The following is a 2,646-nucleotide window of genomic DNA, read 5'->3' as shown; positions in this document are numbered from 1 at the left end:
GCGTGCGCGCCACGCGGCGCGCGGCCTTCGCCAACCGGCCCGCGGCGACCGCCTGCCGGCCACGGCGCCCTCTCCCGCGCCCGCGGGGGTGTGGGTGCCAGGCGCTGCTACTTCTGGAGCGCCCCGCCGGCGGAGCCGGCAAACACAAGGCAGCAGGCGCTGCTATTTCTGCAGCGCCTGCACGATCTCCTGCGTCACCTTCTTGGCGTCGCCGAACAGCATCATGGTGTTCGGCCGGAAGAACAGCTCGTTCTCCACGCCGGCATAGCCGCTCGACATGCCGCGCTTGACGAAGAACACGGTCTTCGCCTTCTCCACATCGAGGATCGGCATGCCGTAGATGGCCGAGGACTTGTCGGTCTTCGCCGCCGGGTTGGTCACGTCGTTCGCGCCGATCACATAGGCCACGTCGGCATCGGCGAACTCGGCGTTGATTTCCTCGAGCTCGTGCACCTCGTCATAGGGCACGTTCGCCTCGGCCAGCAGCACGTTCATGTGGCCGGGCATGCGGCCCGCGACCGGATGGATCGCGTAGGAGATCTCCGCCCCTTCCTTCTTCAGAAGGTCCGCCATCTCCCGCACCACCTGCTGCGCCTGCGCCACCGCCATGCCGTAGCCCGGCACCACGATGATCTTCTGGGCGTTCTTCATGATGTAGGCGGCGTCCTCGGGGCTGCCGGCCTTCACCGGCGCCCGGTCGCCTGCGCCAGCTCCCGCCGCCGCCGTGCCGCCATCCGAGCCGAAGCCGCCCAGCAGCACGTTGATGATCGAGCGGTTCATCCCCTTGCACATGATGTAGGAGAGGATGGCGCCCGAGGCGCCCACCAGCGCGCCGGTCACGATCAGCAGCAGGTTGCCGATGGTGAAGCCGATGCCCGCCGCCGCCCAGCCGGAGTAGCTGTTCAGCATGGAGACGACCACCGGCATGTCCGCGCCGCCGATCGGGATGATCAGCAGGAAGCCCAGCGCGAAGGCCAGGATCGCGATCAGCCAGAACAGGACGGGCGAGCCGGTGGCGACGAAGGCGATCACCAGCACCAGCAGCAGCGCGCCGAGCCCGGCGTTCAGCATGTGCTGGCCCTTGAAGATGATCGGCGCGCCGGACATGCGCCCGGCCAGCTTCAGGAACGCGATCACCGAGCCGGAGAAGGTGATGGCGCCGATCGCGAGGCCGAGCGACATCTCGAGCAGCGAGGCGCCCTTGATGTTGCCGGGCACGCCGATGCCGAAGCTCTGCGGGCTGTAGAGCGCCGCCGCCGCCACGAACACCGCCGCCATGCCGACCAGGCTGTGGAAAGCCGCGACGAGCTGCGGCAGCGCCGTCATCTCGATGCGCTGGGCGACGATGGCGCCGATGGTGCCGCCGATCGCCAGGCCGGCGATGATCAGCACGATGCCGCCGATGCCCATGCCCGGCTGCAGCAGCGTCGCCAGGATGGCGATCGCCATCCCGACCATGCCGAACATGTTGCCCTGGCGGCTGGTCTCCGGGTGGGACAGCCCGCGCAGCGCCAGGATGAAGAGGACCGACGCGACCAGGTAGGCGAGCGTCGAAAGCGTGGCCGCCATCGCTCAGCCCCCCTTCTTCTTGAACATGGAGAGCATGCGGCGCGTCACCAGGAAGCCGCCGAAGATGTTCACCGAGGCGAGCGTCACGGCCAGGAAGCCGAAGATCTTGGCGGCGACCGAATCCGCCAGCCCCGTCGCCAGGATCGCGCCGACCACGATCACCGAGGAGATGGCGTTGGTCACGCCCATCAGCGGCGAATGCAGCGCCGGCGTGACCGACCACACCACGTAGTAGCCGACGAAGCAGGCGAGCAGGAAGATCGTCAGCAGGAACAGGAAGGGGTTGGCGGCCTGGGCGACGGGCGCGACGGCCTCGGCCATCTGCCGCGCCTGCTCGGCGAGCATGGCGGCGCGGTCGGCGATGGACGCCGCCTCGTTGGCGATCTGCTGGGGGGTGCTCATGCGGGCATGTTCCTCAGGCGGAAGCCAGCGAGGGGTGGACCACGGCGCCGGCGCGGGTGAGCGCGACGCCCTTCACGATCTCGTCGTCTTCCTTCAACGCGGGTTTCTTGCCGTCCTTGTCCCAGAAGGTGGTCAGGAAGGTCAGCAGGTTGCGCGCATAGAGCGCGGAAGAGGCGCCGGCGATGCGGCCGGGCCAGTTCGACCAGCCGAGGATCTTCACGCCGTTCTCCGTCGTCACCGCCTCGCCCGGCCTGGTCAGCGCCACGTTGCCGCCGGCGTCGGAGGCGATGTCCACGATCACGCTGCCGGGCTTCATGGACTTCACCATCGCTTCCGTGACCAGGGTCGGCGCCTTGCGGCCCTGCACCAGCGCGGTGGTCACCACGATGTCCTGCTTGGCGATGTGGCCGGCCACCACCTCGGCCTGCTTGGCGTAGAACTCGGCCGAGAGCTGCTTGGCGTAGCCGCCGGCGGTCTGGGCGGCCTTGCTCTCCTCGTCCTCGTAGCCGACGAAGCTGGCGCCGAGGGACTTGATCTCCTCCTTCGCCGCTGGCCGGACATCGGTGGCGGAGACGCGGCCGCCCAGGCGCCGCGCGGGGGGGGGGGGCCGGCGGCCGCCCCCCCCCCCCCCCCGCAGGAATAGATATGGGGCGGGGGGGGGGGCGGCGGGGGGCG

Annotated in this window: 3 protein-coding genes; all 3 read right to left on the bottom strand. The window is 69.6% G+C overall.

Going from position 1 to position 2,646, the window contains the following annotated elements; all coding sequences use genetic code 11:
• Window positions 1-162 precede the first annotated feature (162 nt).
• On the bottom strand, window positions 163-1,569 hold the full coding sequence (locus AC1MIR_RS20445; RefSeq protein ID WP_480030023.1) for an NAD(P)(+) transhydrogenase (Re/Si-specific) subunit beta: 1,407 nt from the start codon (window positions 1,567-1,569) through the stop codon (window positions 163-165).
• A 3-nt stretch (window positions 1,570-1,572) separates the two neighbouring features.
• Window positions 1,573-1,971: an NAD(P) transhydrogenase subunit alpha part 2 gene (locus AC1MIR_RS20440; protein ID WP_480030022.1), complete on the bottom strand. Its 399-nt coding sequence runs from the start codon at window positions 1,969-1,971 to the stop codon at window positions 1,573-1,575.
• A 13-nt stretch (window positions 1,972-1,984) separates the two neighbouring features.
• A partial coding sequence (locus AC1MIR_RS20435) for a Rossmann-fold NAD(P)-binding domain-containing protein (protein WP_480030021.1) occupies window positions 1,985-2,646 on the bottom strand: 662 nt, incomplete at its 5' end.

This window comes from Falsiroseomonas sp. RANM36, from assembly GCF_056682175.1.
This window is presented reverse-complemented; position numbering and strand designations above follow the sequence as displayed.

What these genes read in the sequence shown, in the direction of transcription:
- AC1MIR_RS20445 (WP_480030023.1), bottom strand. Translation starts at nt 1,569, where the DNA reads ATGGCGGCCACGCTTTCGACGCTCGCCTACCTGGTCGCGTCGGTCCTC.
- AC1MIR_RS20440 (WP_480030022.1), bottom strand. Translation starts at nt 1,971, where the DNA reads ATGAGCACCCCCCAGCAGATCGCCAACGAGGCGGCGTCCATCGCCGAC.